The 16,270-nt window shown below is 43.8% G+C and carries 14 protein-coding genes; all 14 read left to right on the forward strand.

What is annotated here, in order from left to right; translation table 11 throughout:
• The coding region (locus K1M91_RS19960; RefSeq protein WP_232804019.1) for a hypothetical protein at positions 1-224 on the forward strand (224 nt) is incomplete at its 5' end.
• A 601-nt stretch (positions 225-825) separates the two neighbouring features.
• Positions 826-1,329 carry a type VI secretion system contractile sheath small subunit gene (tssB, locus tag K1M91_RS19965; protein ID WP_232804020.1) on the forward strand — a complete coding sequence of 168 codons (504 nt, stop codon included), beginning with the start codon at positions 826-828 and terminating at the stop codon, positions 1,327-1,329.
• A gap of 35 nt (positions 1,330-1,364) precedes the next feature.
• The gene (gene tssC, locus K1M91_RS19970) at positions 1,365-2,840 is read left to right on the forward strand and encodes a type VI secretion system contractile sheath large subunit (RefSeq protein WP_232804021.1); all 1,476 of its coding nucleotides are present in this window, start codon (positions 1,365-1,367) and stop codon (positions 2,838-2,840) included.
• 2 nt (positions 2,841-2,842) lie between these two features.
• Entirely contained in the window at positions 2,843-3,283 is a 441-nt protein-coding gene (gene tssE / locus K1M91_RS19975) for a type VI secretion system baseplate subunit TssE (protein ID WP_232804022.1), read from the forward strand.
• A 5-nt stretch (positions 3,284-3,288) separates the two neighbouring features.
• Positions 3,289-5,055, forward strand: coding sequence for a type VI secretion system baseplate subunit TssF (tssF, locus tag K1M91_RS19980; RefSeq protein ID WP_232804023.1), 1,767 nt, complete (start codon positions 3,289-3,291; stop codon positions 5,053-5,055).
• Positions 5,019-5,999 carry a type VI secretion system baseplate subunit TssG gene (tssG, locus tag K1M91_RS19985; protein WP_232804024.1) on the forward strand — a complete coding sequence of 327 codons (981 nt, stop codon included), beginning with the start codon at positions 5,019-5,021 and terminating at the stop codon, positions 5,997-5,999. Before tssF ends, tssG begins: the two co-directional genes overlap by 37 nt.
• A gap of 14 nt (positions 6,000-6,013) precedes the next feature.
• Positions 6,014-7,354, forward strand: a complete 1,341-nt coding sequence (gene tagH / locus K1M91_RS19990; RefSeq protein WP_232804025.1) for a type VI secretion system-associated FHA domain protein TagH — start codon at positions 6,014-6,016, stop codon at positions 7,352-7,354.
• Complete coding sequence (tssJ, locus tag K1M91_RS19995; RefSeq protein ID WP_232804026.1) at positions 7,354-7,881, forward strand: type VI secretion system lipoprotein TssJ; 528 nt, start codon at positions 7,354-7,356, stop codon at positions 7,879-7,881. Before tagH ends, tssJ begins: the two co-directional genes overlap by 1 nt.
• Positions 7,882-7,886: 5 nt before the next feature.
• Complete coding sequence (gene tssK, locus K1M91_RS20000; protein WP_232804027.1) at positions 7,887-9,221, forward strand: type VI secretion system baseplate subunit TssK; 1,335 nt, start codon at positions 7,887-7,889, stop codon at positions 9,219-9,221.
• Between the two features lie 3 nt (positions 9,222-9,224).
• On the forward strand, positions 9,225-10,013 hold the full coding sequence (icmH, locus tag K1M91_RS20005) for a type IVB secretion system protein IcmH/DotU (RefSeq protein ID WP_232804028.1): 789 nt from the start codon (positions 9,225-9,227) through the stop codon (positions 10,011-10,013).
• Positions 10,014-10,028: 15 nt separating this feature from the next.
• Positions 10,029-12,608 carry a type VI secretion system ATPase TssH gene (gene tssH, locus K1M91_RS20010; protein ID WP_232804029.1) on the forward strand — a complete coding sequence of 860 codons (2,580 nt, stop codon included), beginning with the start codon at positions 10,029-10,031 and terminating at the stop codon, positions 12,606-12,608.
• A gap of 2 nt (positions 12,609-12,610) precedes the next feature.
• Entirely contained in the window at positions 12,611-14,158 is a 1,548-nt protein-coding gene (locus K1M91_RS20015; protein ID WP_232804030.1) for a sigma 54-interacting transcriptional regulator, read from the forward strand.
• The gene (vasI, locus tag K1M91_RS20020; RefSeq protein WP_232804031.1) at positions 14,151-14,816 is read left to right on the forward strand and encodes a type VI secretion system-associated protein VasI; all 666 of its coding nucleotides are present in this window, start codon (positions 14,151-14,153) and stop codon (positions 14,814-14,816) included. Before K1M91_RS20015 ends, vasI begins: the two co-directional genes overlap by 8 nt.
• A gap of 4 nt (positions 14,817-14,820) precedes the next feature.
• Positions 14,821-16,221, forward strand: a complete 1,401-nt coding sequence (gene tssA / locus K1M91_RS20025; RefSeq protein WP_232804032.1) for a type VI secretion system protein TssA — start codon at positions 14,821-14,823, stop codon at positions 16,219-16,221.
• The last annotated feature ends 49 nt before the right edge of the window (positions 16,222-16,270 follow it).

Below are 16,270 nucleotides of genomic sequence, written 5' to 3' on the forward strand. Positions count from 1 at the left end.
CCGGAAAACTCAGTGATCTCAAATGTTTCGGGATCGAGGGTTTGTGCAGTAAAGGTAAATTGCAGTCCAGTTTTGTCGGCCATGATTATTGGTTCTCAATTGATAATTGGGAAATTCAGTCTAATTTTAGACATCGCCCACTGGAGTCAAACAAGTCTCAAAAACACTATTCAACATTATCAATAGCATGCCTGACGGTGGCTACCCACTATTTAGCGAAATGACATAACATTCAGCGCTGAATTTGTTGGTTTCGAGTGAGCATATCAAACGATTAATTCATATCTCATTTAAGAGAGTTAAGCGATTCTTTTGGCTAAGCCATGACGACATAACTTAGCCAAAAGTAAAAGGTGAGAGAGCTAATTTTTTTACTATTATTTTATCATTCACCTAAGTCTTTGTGCTTAAGTGATAATCAAGTTATCAAGCTGGGGTCATGATATGGATTGGTTTAATCGGTGTCAATAATAAATAAAACCGATTTTTATATTCTTTAGCCCGTCATATTACATTATTCAGCCTTTAAGGGAGCGAGTGGTTAAAATAAACACAACTTATCAAATCAATAGGTTGTGAATCATTATTGCAATTTTATTGTGTTCTACTAAGTGACACTATTGTTACTAATTATTTTTTGCGATCAATATCTCATTTTTAATTGATAAATAACATTTCAATCTGTGCTTTGTTGACGTATATGTTTGTTTGATGTTTATATCAGGCGCCTTTCGGGATTTATTAAGTTATCAAGCTACGTTTAACCCCAAATCAAAATTACGGGGTTCAATCAATTAACTTATTAAAAGATGGGAGGGCAGCTTCATGTCCAAAGATGGCACGGTTGCACCAAAAGAAAGAATAAATATTAAGTATGTACCTTCAACTGGCAATGAACAGTCGGAAGTCGAGCTTCCTCTTAAAGTTGTCGTTGTAGGCGATTTTAAAGGCACATCTGATGATACTCCGATAGAAGAGCGTGGCACGGTCTCTATTGACAAAAACAATTTCGAATCAGTGATTCGTGAAAGCGATCTTCGCATTCAAACTAGCGTTGCAAATAAGCTGGTTGAAGAAGAAGGTCAAGATCTACCGGTTAATCTCTCGTTTAGCTCTCTCAATGATTTTAATCCAGATAGCATTGCTAAGCAGGTTCCCGAGCTTAAAAAGCTAGTTGAACTGCGTGAAGCGATGGTTGCACTGAAAGGTCCTTTAGGCAATATCCCGCAGTTCCGCGCGAGCTTGCAAGATTTATTAGCATCTGAAGAATCTCGAGACAAATTGCTTCAAGAACTTGATCTTGTTAGTAAAGAAGAAAACCCAGCTTAACGAATTTTACTTGTTTATATTAAAGGATTGATGCCATGTCGGTGTTAGAAACCGTTGCAGAACAGCCTATTGCTCAGGCTGAAGTAAGCTTATTAGATCAGATCATGTCGCAGACTCGTATGGCGCCTCAAGATGAGGGCTATGATGTCGCGAAAAAAGGTGTTGCAGCCTTTATCAGTAACTTATTAGCGTCAAGTGATTCAACAGCAGTTAACAAAGCGTTAGTTGATCGTATGATTGTCGAGCTGGACAAGAAAATCAGCGCACAAATGGATGAAATTTTGCACGATAAACAGGTGCAAGAGATGGAATCATCGTGGCGTGGTCTTAAGTTATTAGTTGATCGTACTGATTTTCGCGAGAACAACAAAATTGAGATCTTGAGCGCAACGAAAGAAGAATTATTAGATGATTTTGAGTTCTCACCTGAGATTGCTCAATCAGGCTTGTATAAACATATCTATTCATCGGGTTATGGTCAATTCGGTGGTGAGCCAGTAGGCGCCATTTTAGGTAACTTTGCTTTTACCCCCTCAACGCCAGATATGAAATTACTGCAGTACATTGGTGCCGTTGGTGCAATGTCTCATGCTCCGTTTATTTCTTCGGTTGCACCGCAATTTTTTGGTTTAGAGTCGTATGAAGATTTACCAAACGTTAAAGATTTAAAAGCAACGTTTGAAAGCCCTAAATATACCAAGTGGCGTGCATTACGTGATTCAGAAGACGCACGTTACATTGGCTTAACGGCTTCGCGATTCTTATTAAGAACACCTTATGATCCAGACGAAAATCCAATTAAAACATTTTCTTACAAAGAAGGTGTAAGCCGATCTCATGAAGATTACCTGTGGGGTAACAGTGCCTTTGCATTTGCGACTCGTTTAACAGAAAGCTTTGCTAAATACCGCTGGTGTCCAAATATTATTGGTCCACAAAGTGGTGGTGCGGTACACGATTTACCTGTGCATAATTACGAATCGATGGGTCAGCTTCAACCAAAAATTCCTACTGAAGTACTCATTACTGATCGTAAAGAATTTGAACTTTCGGAAGAAGGTTTTATTTCCCTAACGATGCGTAAAGGCTCAGATAATGCTGCATTCTTCTCAGCAAACTCTATCCAGAAAGCAAAAGTATTTCCAAATACTAAAGAAGGTAAAGAAGCAGAGACTAACTATAAGTTAGGTACTCAACTTCCTTACATGATGATTATTAACCGTTTAGCTCATTACATTAAAGTGCTACAGCGTGAGCAAATTGGCGCATGGAAAGAGCGTCAAGACCTTGAGCGTGAGCTTAATACTTGGGTTCGTCAATACGTTGCTGATCAAGAAAATCCACCAGCAGAAGTGCGTAGTCGTCGCCCGTTACGCGCAGCCAATATTTCGGTTTCGGATGTGGAAGGAGAGCCAGGTTGGTACCAAGTATCACTCGCGGTACGCCCACATTTCAAATATATGGGTGCGAACTTTGAGTTATCACTAGTTGGTCGATTGGATAAATCCTAATCATGTCGGTGTTCGACCTAGAGACAGAAGAAGCTTACAAAGTAAGCTTCTTTCAGCGGCTGAACCATGAGGTTCAGCCAGCATCTGTATTAAGTGGTCCTGACTTTTATGACGTGGTGGAATCAATTAAAACCAATGTATTGAACTTGTTTAATGCACGGCGTGGGCACTCGCTTAGCGCGCCAGGTTTGGGCTTAATTGATTTTAATGACGCAACGATTGGGACTCACGATTTAACTTTGCAAATTAAAATGGCAATCAAACGGTTGATCCAAGAATTTGAACCTAGGATCCATAAGGTTGATGTGAATGTCGTGAATGATGAGCATGATCCGCTCACCTTGCGCTTCCACCTAACAGCGGTACTCAACCTTAGTTCAAGTGATAGCGAAGTGAAACTCGACTTTATATTAGATGGTAATCGCAGATATAGGGCGTTGTAGTTGCCATGGCCGTAAATAAATATTATCGCGAAGAGTTAGATTTCCTCACCCGTGAAGGGAAAGAGTTTGCGCAGATCTATCCGCAATTAACTCGTTTTCTTGATGGCAAAGTAGTCGATCCTGATGTCGCGCGATTGTTGGAAGGTTTTGCTTTCCTCACAGGTAAATTACGAGAAAAGATTGAAGATGAGTTTCCAGAGCTCACTCACTCGATGATCAACATGCTTTGGCCAAACTACTTACGCCCTGTACCGAGCATGACGATAATGCAGTTTGCGGCAAGGGATAGAGCGATTGACCAAGGTCATGAAGTCGCAAAAGGAACGCAAGTTGATAGTATTGCTGTGCAGGGTACGCAATGCCGTTTCCGAACTTGTCGGCCAATCAAAGTTTATCCACTGGCAACGCAAAATGTAGATGTTTCTTACTCTCGCGACATCAGTATTTTAGATATCACACTCGATGTTTTGACCAAACAGCCGCTCAATGCGTTAGGGTTGGATACGCTTAGATTCTACTTAGGTGGCTGTGATTATAATGCGCAAACCTTATCTTTGTGGTTGAGCCATCATTTAGAAAGCTTTGAGTTAGTGATTGATGGCACGCATTTTTCCCTTGATAAAAGCACCGTCAAAATGGTTGGATTTGATCGCCAAGATGCGATTTTACCTTATCCTGCAAATGCTTATGAAGGCTATCGAATAATTCAGGAATACCTGACTTTTCCGAAAGCGTTTAGTTTCTTTGATGTTGGCAGTTTAGCTGCCGCTTTGCCGCCAGCAGCCCGCGACAAAATTGCGTTACGCTTCACATTTAATAAAACACTACCCGCTGATGCGCGAATAGCCTTAGATGATTTTCAATTGCATTGTACACCTGCTATTAACTTATTTAGCCATTCAGCTGATCCGATCGATTTAGATGGCAAATTGACTCAGCAGCGCATCGCGCCATCTAGCCAGTATCCTTCTCATTATGAAGTGTTTTCGGTCGATAAGGTGCAAGGTTGGTTACTCGATACGGATGGGCGAGTGCGGGGCAAGCCAAGAATATACTGCGCATTTGAAAGTTTTCAGCATGATATAGAGCGCGCGCGAGCAAGAAGCTCGCTGTATTATCGGTTGCGAGTTAAAGACAGTATTCGTAATGATGGCTTTGACCACTTCGTTTCTTTTGTACGTGATGATGAGACACTATGCATTAATAAAAATGAAACCATCTCACTCGATCTAACCTGTAGCAATCGTCAGTTACCTTTAGCATTAGGCATTGGGGATATATGCCTTGAAAGTGACAATACTCCCGCTTTTGTTGAGTTCCGTAATATTACTGTTCCAACCGCAACTCAGCGGCCTGTGCTTGATGGCAGTTTGCTTTGGACGTTGATCTCTAACCTCTCACTAAACTACTTATCTTTATTGTCTAAAGACGCCCTGCAGTCTGTTTTACGCGCATACGATTTTAGAGCGTTGGTTGATCGCCAAGCTGAAAAAATTGCCAAGCAACGCCTTAATGGCGTTGTCGCTATAGAAACACAACCCACCGACCGTATTTATAAGGGGGTTGCGGTACGAGGCTTAAAAACTCGGTTATCACTTAAGCAAAGTTGCTTCGCCTGCGAGGGTGACCTGTATCTCTTTGGTGCCCTGCTCAGCCAGTTTTTTTCTTTATACGCCAGCATTAATTCATTTCATGAATTAGAAGTACTCAATGTCGATAACCAAGAGTTGTACAAATGGAATGCACAAGCGGGTCAGCAACCACTGATTTAACCATTGCTGATTTATTTGCGAACAATATCCGTGAATACAGCTTTTTTCAATTGGTTGAGTTGCTACAAAAATTACAAAAAGAAAGTGATTTTGAGGTGTTTTACGCTGCCAGTAAAAGTTTAGGTTTTGCTTGTGCTGATATTACCAGCCTGTCAGCGATAAAAAACAGCCCAAACAAGTTTAAATTGGAGACGTGCTTTCTTGGTCTTAATGGTGCGCAATCGCCATTACCTAATTATTACTTGGATGAACTGGCCTGTGAGCCAGAAGCTGGCATTAAGCACGTGTTGTTTGATTTCTTTAACGATCGGCTAATGACGTTACTGCATCAGGCTTGGCGTAAGTATCGCTATTACGTGCAATTTGAAGCAGATGCGCAGGATAAATTTTCAGCGCAACTGTTTTCTTTAGTTGGTTTATCAGACCCCGCTATGCGCGGGCAGACACCAATAAACTGGTGCAAAATGTTGGCTTATTCCGGCATGTTGGCCGGCAAAAGTCGTTCATCTTTAGTGGTCGCGGGCATCGTCGCTCACTGTTTTGACCTTGATGATGTTGAAGTTGACCAATGGCAATTACGATCCGTCAGGATACCTGACGATCAGCAATTTTTACTCGGCCAACAAGGTGCTAGCTTGGGTGAGGATACCGTTATTGGTGAGAAAGTTGCTGATAGAGGTGGCAAATTCACCCTTAAAATCGGTGGTTTATCACGCCAACGTTTTAAAGATTTTTTGCCTAGTGGGGTTGAATTTGACCCTTTATGCAAGCTAATCGAGTTTGTATTGCGCGAGCAGCTAGCTTACGACTTGTCGCTGCAACTTGCGCCAGATGAAATTACGGCGTTTAAGGTCGGTGATGAAAAGTCAGCATATCTCGGTTGGAGTGCCTTTTTAGGCAAAGTAAATACAGACAGAAGTGTATTAATACAAGTAAGAGCATAGCAGGACGCAGCCGCATGAATACAATGCAAAACAAAATAGAACTAACGGTCGTTAACAGTGAAAAACTGCAGCCTGGGTTGCAAGCCAGCCATACCTTTTACGCAGCTGGCGGCAGTATCGGCTCTGATTACAGCGATGACTGGCATCTCACTGATCAGGATACAGATATCGTTCCCTTACACTGTGTGATTGAGCTCGTCGATCACGACTTTTGTTTGCGAGACAGCTCTGGCCGAACATTTGTCAATCGGGCTTCTTTCCCAGTAGGGCGAAATCAAATGGTACGGCTAAAAGAAAACGACGAATTGCAATTAGGGCAATACCGTATTCGTTGTCACTTTGAAAAACCAGAACGTTACGCTGATGATGAAGTTAGCTTTGATATCAACCAATTTATCGATCAAACCAGCTCATCTGAAATGAGAGAGCAGGACACAGAAAAGCCAGCCCCTAGCGCCCAGTATGATCCGCTACTTGCATTAGACCAACTTGAAAGTGCGCGTATCGCCGAGCAGCAAAAGTGTTTTGTAAACCCGGTTGCAGAGGTGGCTTTAGATCAATCTGACGATGTGTTAGTCAATACTCACTGGGAAGCTCAAGTCGGTCATGCTCAGGCTGACGCCGAAACCACCGTTAATGCCGCAATGAATGCCGGTCAACCTATATCCAATCAGGAATTTACGCCAATGAATGAGTCATCATCTTCACTTGACCCTAATACTTATACGGCGCACGACGCCAGTTTAACTACCGAGCAACACCTAGCCCTTGGTCCTGTTTTTCGCGGCTTAGAGTCATCGATTTCGGCGCCCGTAGATACAGTGAATATGCAAAGTATGGCGGAAGAACTCGGGAGTTCACTTAACGCTGCAATTAATGGTTTATTGGCACTGCACAAAAATGTGGATAAGCAGCGTTATGGTGTGATTGCTAAAAACCTACAGCCGATTGAGGACAATCCATTGCGGCTAGGTTTAGATTACGATCAAACCATGAATGTAATGTTTGGTCCCAACAAAAGCCCGGTACATTTGTCTGCGCCATCTGCTATTGCGGAGAGTTTGCGCACTATTCAGCATCATCAAATAGCGGTTCAAGAAGCGATAGGCTATGCGTTAAAGCATATTCTTGGTGCATTCTCACCAGATACGTTGATGAAGCGTTTTAAACATTACCGCACTACCGAGCAGGCACTTTCTCAAGATAGTGAGTCTTGGGCTTGGCATATGTATAGCGCTTATTTTTCAGAGTTAGAATCAGGCCGCCAGCAAGGTTTTGAAAAGCTGTTTTGGGAAATATTCGAGCAAGCCTACGATCGTAAATTAAGAGAGCTGCAAAAGCAGGAGCAAGGCTAATGAAATGGCGCACTATGCTGCTGTTGATAGTTGTGTTTCAAATCACTGCGTGTAGCTCTATTTTTGACGTGGTGAAAAAAACAGGTCAAGTAATTTGGGATCCTTCTATTGCGATAGGCGATCCTGAAGCGCGTGCCACTACCGTTACGCTAAGCTTAGTGGCTGATGAAAATATCAACCCCAATCTCAGTGGTATTGCTACTCCTGTTGCCTTTCAAGTATTCCAACTAAAAGACGACTCTAAGTATTTGGCTGCGGATTATGATGCCTTGTTAGAGGATCCTGAAAAGGCATTAGGAAAGAATTATTTAGATCATGACGATTATGCTCTCACTCCTGGTCAGTTCAAATTTATAGACGCTTTTGAAGTTGACGAAGATACCAAGTATGTCGCGGTATTGGCTTTTTATGCTGATCCCGAAAAAAGCGAATGGAAAAAAATAGAAAAACTAAGTGGTCGAGGCAGTGAGTTTCACTTTTTAGTCCAGCTGCGTGAATTAGATGTAAAGCTAGTGAGGGTTGATTAAAAATTATGTCAGTTAGAAACCGAGTGATTTGGAAAGAAGGCTTATTCATTAAGCCACAGCACTTCCAGCAACAACAAAGGCATAACGAATATTTAATAGAGCAGCGTACTAAGTCGGTCAGCCCTTATGCTTATGGCATTACCGAATTGGAGCTAAACCCTGAATATTTGAGTTTTGGCCGTATTGCGCTGCAAAAAGCTGCGGGGGTGATGCCCGATGGTACCGTGTTTAATATTCCGCAAGAAGACTTAAGTCCGGCTCCTCTTGATATTTCAGAGCAACTGGCGAGTAATCAGTTAGTCTTTTTGGCTATTCCATTGCGCAGTGAGTCGGTTAATGAAGTGGCTTGGCCTGATGCCCAGCTGAGCTGTCGTTATAAGGTGGATAAGCAACAAACTAAGGACATCCATTCTGATAAAGGTGACTTTACTGACTTAGAAGTGGGTAAAGTAGATCTTAAATTAATGCTCGAACAAGAAGATCGTAGTGGCTATGCTTCGATGTCGATTGCTCGGATCATTCAAAAGCGCCCTGATGGTAGCTTACTGATGGATCAGGAATTTATTCCTTGTCATACCAATTCAAATTCTGTGCCGCGGTTACATCAGTTTTTAAGTGAAGCCGCCGGCCTACTGGCGGAGCGAGCTAAAAATATCGCGACACGTATTGGCTCGCCCGGACAAAGTGGCGTTGCGGATGTGTCTGATTTTATGTCGTTGCAAATGCTTAACCGTGAATCGCCAGTGCTTAATCACTTAGCTAATTTACGAGCCGTGCATCCAGAGCGAGTATACGAAAAACTCGCGTCTGTTTGTGGTGAGCTATTTACCTTTACCGATGACAGCCGTATTGCGCCCATCGTGCCGCCTTATAATCATGATCTGCCTTCACAATCATTAAACGAAGTAATGTCTTTGATGCGTCAGGCATTAAGTATTGTACTTGAGCCCAAGGCCGTTTCGTTGCAATTGCAAAATCGTCAATACGGCTTAATGGTTGCGCCAATTACTGATACTAGCTTGCCACAGCAAGCAGACTTTATTTTAGCCGTTAAGGCGCGTATGCCGCTCGAGCAGTTGCGCAAACTGTTTGTGCAACAAACCAAAATATCGTCATCAGAAAAAATTCGCGAGCTTATTTCGCTGCAACTTCCTGGCGTACCACTTATTTCACTGCCAGTTGCACCGCGTCAGTTGCCATACCATTCTGGTTTTATTTACTTCCAGCTGGATAAAAGCAATCCGGCTTGGGAAGTATTACGCAACGCCAGTGGGTTTGCCTTCCATGTAGCAGGCAACTTCCCTGAGTTAGAAATGCAATTTTGGGCGATTAGGAGCTAGGCCATGTTAGATAAAACTTACAAAGAGCCACTGCCACACGACATTGAAACATTACTGTTTCAAGAGGCAGAGCGGATTAATCTTGATATGGATTACCACTTTCAATTAAGAGGTAATACCGACAACGGCTTGATTGATGCCGCGTTACCTTTGATTGGGATGGTGATCCGCGTTCGTAAGCTAGCTTACCTAGACGATGTATCTCGTTTATATAGTCAAACGGTTAATGAAATCTCGGCGATTGAAATTGAGCTAAACGAGCGAGGCTATGAAAATGCCATCATTATCGCGTATCGCTATGTACTCTGTTCCTTCATTGATGAAGCCGTAATGGGCACGGAATGGGGCAGTCATAGTGAGTGGGCTGAGCATTCATTGCTAACGCGTTTTCATAATGAAACATGGGGTGGCGAAAAGGTATTCACTATTTTAAACCGTCTCCAAGATGAGCCGACACGTTACCAAGATATTTTAGAGTTTATTTTCCTCTGTTTTAACTTGGGGTTTGAAGGTCGCTACAAGGTGCTGGTTAACGGAAAAGATGAATATAAACAAATTGTTGGATCACTTTATGACTTGCTTAAAAAGCATCGCCGTGAGCCATCTCGTCAGCTCACCAATGCATTAAATAATGTTGCCAACACCAAGTATCGTTTATCTAAACAACTCCCGGTCTGGTCGGTGTTTGCCTTGTTTGGTGGTGTGATTTTAACGGCATTTATATTTTACAGCTGGAGTTTGCATAGCAAGTCTTCAATGGTTTTAGAGCAACTCGACATGATTTTGAGATAACAGGAGCCGGTGTCAATGCGTGTAGACTTACCCAAATTAATTGCAAAGCTAACCCCCGTGGCTAAGCATGCGTTAGAGCAAGCGGCGGCATTAAGTGTCAGTCGACAAAATCGAGATGTCACAGTGTTGCATTTACTGTATAGCTGCCTTGAAACATCTCGCTGTGATGTTCGTTTATTGGTTGATGCATTAGAGCTAGATCACGATGGCCTGCAGCAAAATCTTGGTAACTTATTGCCACAAGGCGATAGTCACGACACTTATCCGGTGTTTTCCCCGTTACTGATCGAATTGCTGCAAGAGTCTTGGTTACTATCCTCAACGGAGCTAGACCAAGTGCAATTGCGTACTGGAGCAATCTTTCTAGCTTGCTTAATCAATGCTGAACGTTATTTACCAATGGCATTAGTTGAGCAATTTTCAGGGTTTAATCGTGAAACATTAAGAACTCAGTTTAACGCTCTAACACAAGGCTCGTCAGAGTCAGCTGAAACAGGTAAAAAGCCGGCATCATCAGCGCTAATGAGCGAAGAAAGTGCGCTGCTGAAATACAGCACCAACTTTACTCAACTCGCCCGTGATGGTGAGCTGGACCCGGTGTTATGTCGTGACAATGAAATTGACTTGATGATTGATATTCTTTGTCGCCGTCGTAAAAACAACCCCATTGTAGTGGGTGATGCCGGTGTCGGTAAAAGCGCCGTTGTTGAAGGGTTAGCGCAACGTATTGCCGACGGTTTAGTGCCAGAGCAATTAAGCCAAGTGTCTTTGTTAGCTCTTGATTTAGGTTTATTGCAAGCAGGAGCTTCGGTAAAGGGTGAGTTCGAAAAACGCCTAAAAGCTATTTTGGAAGAAGTGAAAAACTCGCCAGAGCCGATTATTTTATTTATCGACGAAGCACACACCCTCATTGGTGCGGGTAATCAGGAAGGTGGCGGTGATGCGGCTAACTTACTTAAGCCCGCACTCGCGCGTGGTGAAGTACGTACTGTTGGCGCAACCACTTGGAAAGAGTATAAAAAATACTTTGAAAAAGACCCTGCCTTAGCGCGTCGCTTCCAACTCGTGAAGTTAGAAGAGCCGAGTATTGACGCCAGTATTAGTATTATGCGTGGTTTACATCAAGTATATGAGCAAGCCCACGGCGTATTGATCAGTGATAAAGCCGTCAAAGCGGCTGCTGAATTATCTGCGCGCTATGTTTCGGGACGTTTATTGCCAGATAAAGCCATTGATGTATTAGATACCGCATGTGCACGTATTGCCATTAACCTGACGTCACCGCCGCGCCAACTCGCCAAATTAAACACCCTTAATCAACAGCTACAAGCTGAAATTGAGTTACTTGAGCGAGACAAATTACTTGGTCAGTTTGATGATGCGGAATATCTCGCGGGTTTAATCTCACAGTTAGCGGATAACCGCGACCAAGCAAGCTGTATTGAAACCGATTGGTTGGCGCAAAAAGCGTTAGTTGAAAATCTCGTGTTATTGCGCAGCCAGTTTATGAATGAGCAACACACCAACGAAGATATTCTCAATCAATTAAAAGAGGTGGAAGCCGAGTTAGCGCTGCTACAAGCCGACCGATTATTGATCCACCCTTGGGTTGACGAAAAACAAGTTGCACAAGTGATTGCAGACTGGACCGGTGTACCCGTTAATCAAATGAACACCGATGAATTAAGCAAAATTACTCAGCTGCCAGCCATCTTGGGCGCGGAAGTAAAAGGTCAGCAGCCAGCGTTAAACACGTTACACAAACATTTACTGACGGCGCGTGCCGATTTACGACGAGCAGGGCGACCAAAAGGTGCGTTCTTATTGGTCGGGCCCAGTGGTGTTGGTAAAACAGAAACCGTGGTGCAAATTGCCCATCAGTTATATGGCGGTAAACAATTTTTAACCACCATTAACATGTCTGAATACCAAGAAAAGCATACTGTGTCACGCCTCATCGGCTCGCCGCCGGGTTATGTTGGTTTTGGTGAAGGTGGCGTATTAACAGAGGCTATTCGTAAGAAGCCTTATTCGGTGGTGTTATTAGATGAAGTAGAAAAAGCGCACCCAGAAGTGTTGAACTTATTTTATCAAGCATTTGATAAAGGCGAACTGGCCGACGGTGAAGGGCGCATTATTGATTGTCAAAATATCGTGTTCTTCCTGACCTCTAATTTAGGTTACCAAACCATAGTGGATCATCATGACGATGAGGCCTTAATGAAAGAGCGCTTATATCCTGAGTTGGCTGCTTTCTTTAAACCCGCATTATTGGCCCGCATGGAAACAGTGCCTTATTTACCTTTGGCACCTGACGTATTGATAGAAATTGCCCAGCACAAGCTCAATGCAGTGAAACAGCGTTTAGTTGATCGCTATAAAGCTCAAGTGGAACTATCTGACTCATTAGTGGATGAAATTTGTCGCCGTGCTACTCGTTCAGAAAATGGTGCGCGCATGCTTGAAGCCATTATTGATGGTCAGCTACTGCCGCCATTATCGCAAGTATTGCTCGATAAAATGGCCGCAGATGAGGCGATTAGCTTTATCGGCTTGTCATGCGACGACGCTGAATTTGTTTGTACGGTAGAGTAGCTATGTTGAACTGGCTTAATGTAATTAGTGCATTTTCTAGTGTTAGCCGGCAAGCTGGAGCGTTACAACAATGTTGTGACGCATTAGAGCGACTCCCTAATATTGTTAACGCTGGCGTGTTAATGCTCAGTGAAGACAGTAAAAGTTTAGTGCCATTTGGTTGGCATGGTCGGCTGCCTGCTTGGCAAGTCGCCGATTTAACCCAGCCATTTACCCGCAGCATCAGGCAGAATAAAGTCATTAAGTTAAGTCATTCAGATCGGCTGTACTGGCAAGATAGCCAAGAATTTGCCCAGTTTGCCTTTAGCCTTGATAGTCGCGCGACGTTGGTGGTACAGCCGCTTGATAATTTAGCCGGTGCGATTCCGGGTTTGTTAGTCATGGAAGTACAGCAAGGTGACAATGAATGGCTTGCTGGTGACGACTTTCTAACCATGACGCAAATCCTGGCAAACCACCTGACACTATTACAGCGTTTAGATCGTCAAATCGCGTCACGTAAAACCTTAAGTCAAGACGTTCAAGCGCTACAAAATAAAGCCTGCGAGCAGGAAAAGTATCATCAACTTGAGCGTATTTTAATAGGGGATACCGCTCAAATTGAACAGCTACGAAAGCACATTTCAAAGGCTGCACAGTCCTCTCTTAGTGTCTTAATCCAAGGCGAGACAGGTACAGGTAAAGACTTGGTGGCTAAGGCTATTCATCAATTATCGCCATGTAGTAACAAGCAGTTAATCATTATTAACTGTGCCGCTATTCCGGAAAACTTATTGGAAAGTGAGCTATTTGGTTATCAGGCCGGCGCTTTTTCTGGTGCACTTAAGGCCAAGTCGGGTCTGATTAAAGAAGCCGATGGTGGCACTTTATTCCTTGATGAAATAGGGGATATGCCGTTGCCGTTACAAGCAAAGTTATTGCGTGTGATTGAAGATGGTAAATTTAGGCCGCTTGGCTCAACGCAAGAAGAATCAGCTTCTTTTCGGTTAATTTGTGCCACTCACGTTCACCTAAAGCAACGCGTAGAAGAAGGTGAGTTTCGACGCGATTTGTTTTATCGCATTAGTCAATTTCCGATATTGTGCCCGTCATTACGTGAACGAAAAGGAGACTTGTTACCAATTAGTCAGCATTTGATCCAGCTGTTTAACCAACAGCAACAGCGTCAGGTACAAGGGATCCGCTACGCGGCCTTGAATAAGCTTAATGAGCATCACTTTCCAGGCAACATTCGTGAACTGAAAAATGTGATTGAATTTGCCTGTGCCCATACCTGTGATTTTGAAGAAATCGCATTAGATGCACTGCCGCAACTTGAAACAGAAACAACGGAATCATCTGTTGTTAATACCCCGACTTCAGAGCAAGCGCTATGTACCTTTGAAGGGGTTAATGACTTAAAAGCCGCAATCCAAGAATATGAGCGGCAATTAATTAAACGACGCTTGAATCAATACCATGGTGACCGAGGCAAAGCAGCATTGAGCTTAGGTTTACCGAAACGCACCTTGGCACACAAATGCCAACGACTGGAGATTACCGTTGAATAAGACGCTCGCTTTTATCTTAGGGTGCATCTCGATATCGAGTGCATTTGCCCAAGTTGAGGATGCACCGCAGCAAATTGAGCAAGCTAAGCAGTGTACCGAGATTAGCTCAAGGCTTGAACGCCTTGCTTGCTTTGACCGTTTGTTTAACACCGCTACGGCCACCCTTAGTGAGAATACGCCGACGCCAGGTGCTCATCTATCCTTGCCTGGACAGTGGCAGCGGATGCAAGAAATAGAAAGTTACCGCAATGGCAGTGTGGCGTTTCTTTATCAAAGCGCGCCGCGCACGGCGGAATTATCTGATCATTGGCTAGCGGCGCCTGCCATTGGCAGCACCGAGCCAAGGCCCGTGATGCTACTGAGCTGCTTAAATAAAATTAGCCGAGTTGAACTGTACTTTGCGAAGCCGATTAGCGGTAACCAAATCAACGTAACCATAAAGGGCAAGCACACTAATAGCCAATTATGGCAGTTAGATGATACTGGCCGGATGTTGCGCAGTGGTCGGGGGTTACCGGCTATTGAAGTCATGAAAGCCATGTTATCACCCGCTGGCTTTGCCTTACGCTCTGACCACCCTGACGTCAATGGATTACATTTTAGCGGTGAAACAATTAAAGAACTGATCGCGCCATTGCGCGCGACATGTCGGTGGTAAGGCGATGAAAATATACCTAACCAAGTTAGTCGCCCCCGTTAGTGAAGCGGCGCCTGTTGGTGAGCGCTTAGTTGACGATCCGGTCTTTGAGTTTATTGAAGATCAAATGATGAAGGTAGGATCACTGGCTCATGCCAGCATTCAGTGGCAGCAAGTGGAAACGTCTACGGTTGAGTTACTGCATAAAAAAACCAAAGATATTAAATTACTTGTCGTGTTGATGCAGTGTTTGCAGCGTGACCAAGACATCACTCGTTTTCTGCTTTCGATGCAAGTGCTAGAGCGCTTTATGGCCCTATTTTGGACCACTGCGCATCCAGCGCCAGGTGATCGAGGCAAGTTGCCCAGACGACGCTTTTTCACCATGATCATGGAACGAGCGTTACAAACAATGGAAGGGCTCAGTGATGCTAGCTTAGCTCCCGATTTAAAAACAGAATTAGAGCAGACCTTAAAAGATATTGCTGTGCTCAGTGAAGAATACGGCCTGCCCAGTGATGAAATCACTCGTTTGTTGCAACGCATTAGCAGCTTAGCGTCATCAAACTCGACTGCCCTGCAAGTAAATCAAGCGCCGGTTTCAAGTCAGTCTACTACTCGTCCAACAGCAACAAGCGCGAGCAGCATGCCAAGTGTTGATACCAGTAATGAAAAAGAAGTGAAGCAGTCACTGCTTAAAATTGCTGATTTTATGTGCGAAACCGATATGGGTACCTGCCAAGGCTTACGACTAAGGCGATACGCTATTTGGTTTACCGTTCTCAGTGCGCCGGATGCGAAAAAAGGTAATGAAACTGATCTTATGCCGGTTGCGCCTGATCGTGTGGCTGACTACCAAGACATGCTCAGTAAAAGCGGTGACAAAGCCTTATGGCGAAAAATTGAAAACAGTTTAGTTGCCAGTCCTTTTTGGCTTGATGGACATTATCTCAGCGCTCAATTGGCTGAAAAGCTTGGCTTTAAAGCCGCAGCTCAGGCTATTAGAGAAGAAGTAGCCAGCCTTATTGCTCGGTTACCTAAATTGACCGATTTAACCTTTAAAGGTGGCGCTCCTTTTGTTAGTGAAGCGACTGCCAGCTGGGTTCAATCCCAAGAACAAAGTAGTCATGGTGTTAGTGATGGTGATTGGCTGCAGCGCTGGCAAGAGGCGGATAACTTGGCTCGTGAAGCGGGCTTTGAACTGGCTTTGGCGCAATTGAATGCCGGTTTAGAGCAGGCTCAAGAGCCCAGAGACCAGTTTTATTGGCGCTTACTATCGGCGGATTTACTCAACAAATATGGCATGAAAGCATTGGCGCAGCAGCAATATCAGCAGCTATTGAGCCAAGCCAACCAAACTAGCTTAGCGCAATGGGAGCCATCATTGTTGAATCGAATGACCAGCACCATTGCGGATGTGCGTTAGCGATACCAATGATGTCGCACAAGCTTTGCCATAAATAGCAAAAATAAAA

The sequence above is a fragment of the Motilimonas sp. E26 genome, assembly GCF_021278025.1.
Lineage (GTDB): Bacteria > Pseudomonadota > Gammaproteobacteria > Enterobacterales > CBDFNC01 > Motilimonas.

Excerpts from the sequence above, each read along its gene's own strand:
- tssB (WP_232804020.1), top strand. The coding sequence starts at position 826 with ATGTCCAAAGATGGCACGGTTGCACCAAAAGAAAGAATAAATATTAAG.
- tssC (WP_232804021.1), top strand. The coding sequence starts at position 1,365 with ATGTCGGTGTTAGAAACCGTTGCAGAACAGCCTATTGCTCAGGCTGAA.
- tssE (WP_232804022.1), top strand. The coding sequence starts at position 2,843 with ATGTCGGTGTTCGACCTAGAGACAGAAGAAGCTTACAAAGTAAGCTTC.
- tssF (WP_232804023.1), top strand. The coding sequence starts at position 3,289 with ATGGCCGTAAATAAATATTATCGCGAAGAGTTAGATTTCCTCACCCGT.
- tssG (WP_232804024.1), top strand. The coding sequence starts at position 5,019 with ATGGAATGCACAAGCGGGTCAGCAACCACTGATTTAACCATTGCTGAT.
- tagH (WP_232804025.1), top strand. The coding sequence starts at position 6,014 with ATGAATACAATGCAAAACAAAATAGAACTAACGGTCGTTAACAGTGAA.
- tssJ (WP_232804026.1), top strand. The coding sequence starts at position 7,354 with ATGAAATGGCGCACTATGCTGCTGTTGATAGTTGTGTTTCAAATCACT.
- tssK (WP_232804027.1), top strand. The coding sequence starts at position 7,887 with ATGTCAGTTAGAAACCGAGTGATTTGGAAAGAAGGCTTATTCATTAAG.
- icmH (WP_232804028.1), top strand. The coding sequence starts at position 9,225 with ATGTTAGATAAAACTTACAAAGAGCCACTGCCACACGACATTGAAACA.
- tssH (WP_232804029.1), top strand. The coding sequence starts at position 10,029 with ATGCGTGTAGACTTACCCAAATTAATTGCAAAGCTAACCCCCGTGGCT.
- K1M91_RS20015 (WP_232804030.1), top strand. The coding sequence starts at position 12,611 with ATGTTGAACTGGCTTAATGTAATTAGTGCATTTTCTAGTGTTAGCCGG.
- tssA (WP_232804032.1), top strand. The coding sequence starts at position 14,821 with ATGAAAATATACCTAACCAAGTTAGTCGCCCCCGTTAGTGAAGCGGCG.